This window comes from Streptomyces sp., assembly GCF_031178505.1.
GTDB classification, from domain to species: Bacteria; Actinomycetota; Actinomycetes; order Streptomycetales; family Streptomycetaceae; genus Streptomyces; species Streptomyces gulbargensis.
The window spans coordinates 1-1690 of the sequence record NZ_JAPSIW010001033.1 but is presented as its reverse complement, the minus strand read 5'-3'; the positions used below and the strand labels follow the sequence as shown (position 1 = coordinate 1690).

3 protein-coding genes are annotated in these 1690 nt (G+C 78.1%); all 3 read left to right on the top strand.

The genetic code is table 11. The features are described from left to right. Window positions 1–434, top strand: a 434-nt coding sequence (locus RIF68_RS35945; RefSeq protein WP_309055847.1) for a hypothetical protein, incomplete at its 5' end; no start/stop codon positions are given. A gap of 3 nt (window positions 435–437) precedes the next feature. Beyond that, complete coding sequence (locus tag RIF68_RS35940) at window positions 438–1148, top strand: phosphodiesterase (RefSeq protein WP_309055845.1); 711 nt, start codon at window positions 438–440, stop codon at window positions 1146–1148. Window positions 1149–1281: 133 nt separating this feature from the next. Continuing rightward, a complete protein-coding gene (locus RIF68_RS35935; protein ID WP_309055844.1) occupies window positions 1282–1479 on the top strand; it encodes a DUF2795 domain-containing protein in 198 nt (65 codons plus the stop codon). The last annotated feature ends 211 nt before the right edge of the window (window positions 1480–1690 follow it).

Below are 1690 nucleotides of genomic sequence, written 5' to 3'. Positions count from 1 at the left end.
ACGCGACCGTCGCCCGCGCCCAGGGCCTGTTCAACATCGTCGGCGGCGCGTGGCCCCTGCTCTCCCTGCGGACGTTCGAGTGGGTGTACGGGCCCAAGGCCGACGACTGGCTGCAGAAGACCAGCGGCGGCCTGCTGGCCTCGGCGGGCTGGAGCATGCTGCGGGCCGCGAACGACCCCGAGGGCCTGCGGCACGCGCGCAGGGTGGGCATCGGCACGGCCCTCACCTTCCTGGCCGTCGACCTCGTGTACGTCCCCCGGGGCAGGATCCGCCCGACCTACCTGATGGACGCGGCGAAGGAGATCGCCTGGCTCGTGGCCTGGTGGCGGGCGGGCCCGCTGCCCCCGCGCCCGGGCTCCGGGCCCGGCGCACGCCGCCGGCCGGGCACCGGCCGGCGCCCCGCGTGGCTCCGTACGCTCCCCGGCGGGCGGTGAGCCGTGCGCGCCCCGGACTCGCTCCCCGGTCTCGCCGCCCGCCTCGCGCACGCGATCGCCCGGCGGCGGCACGCCCCCGCCCTCCACCCGCACGGGATCCGGGCCACCGGTGTCCTGCGCATCCGCCCGGCCGGCGTCCGGTGGGGCGTCCCGTGGCTCGACGAACCGGCCGACCACCCGGTGCGGCTGCGCTGGTCCCGCGCGCTCGGCCTGCCCGCCGGGCTGCCCGACGGCCTGGGGATCGCCCTGCGGGTCCCCGACGCGGGCGGCCCCGGACAGCCGCTGGACCTGCTGTTCACCAGCAGCGGGAGCGGCCGCTGGACCCGGCACCTGCCGCTGCCGCGCCGCGACGCGCTGGCCGGGCCCTGCTCGACGCTCCTCTCCTACCGGCTCGGCGACCGGACGGCCGTCCTGGCCCTCCGCCCCCTGCCCGGCCCCGATCTCAAGGTCCCCGGGACCCTCGCCGGGCTGCGCGCGGCACTGCGCGCCGGTCCCCTGACCTTCGCGCTGTGCGCGGTGGGGCCGCGGGACGGCTGGCACGTGCTGGGGACGCTCACCACCGGAACGCCGCAGGAGGGACCGCCCGAGGCCACCGACGCCTACGACCCGTACCTGCACCGGCTGCCCGGCCTGCGCCCGACCTCCCGCCTCGCCCGGCTCCGCGAGGCCGCCTACGCCGCCTCGCGCACGGGCCGGCGGGCCACGGCCCGATGACCGCCGTCCGCGCGCATCGGCGGAACGATTCCGGGCAGCCGCCGCCAGGGAGCGGAGCCGTCCCCTCCGAGCACATGGACGACAGGGTCTCCGGAGAAGCCCGGAGGCCCCCGGGGACAGAGGAGGAACCGTCGTGGCGGATGTCGGCCCCATCGACGTGCAGAAGGCCCTCAAGGGCGCCGAGTACCCGGCGAGCGGTGACGACCTGGTCTCCGTGGCCAGGAGGAACGGTGCCGACGACGCCGTCGTGAGGAAGCTCGAGGACTCGCGGTCGAAGCGGTACGACGGCCCCGGCGACGTCCAGAAGTCGGTCTTCGGAGGCGGCTCCTAGCCGGCCCCCGGCACGGACACGGGCCGTGCGGCCCGCCCCGCGCGCCCCGGCGACCGGCCGGGGCGCGCGGACGCGTACCCGCGCCCCTGGTAGCCGTGCCGTCGTCCCGGACGTGGATCCGCGCGCCCCGGAAGCCGGGATGCCGTTCCGGACGCGTACCCGTGCCCCTGGTAGCCGTGCCACCGTCCCGGACGTGTATCCGCGCGCCTGG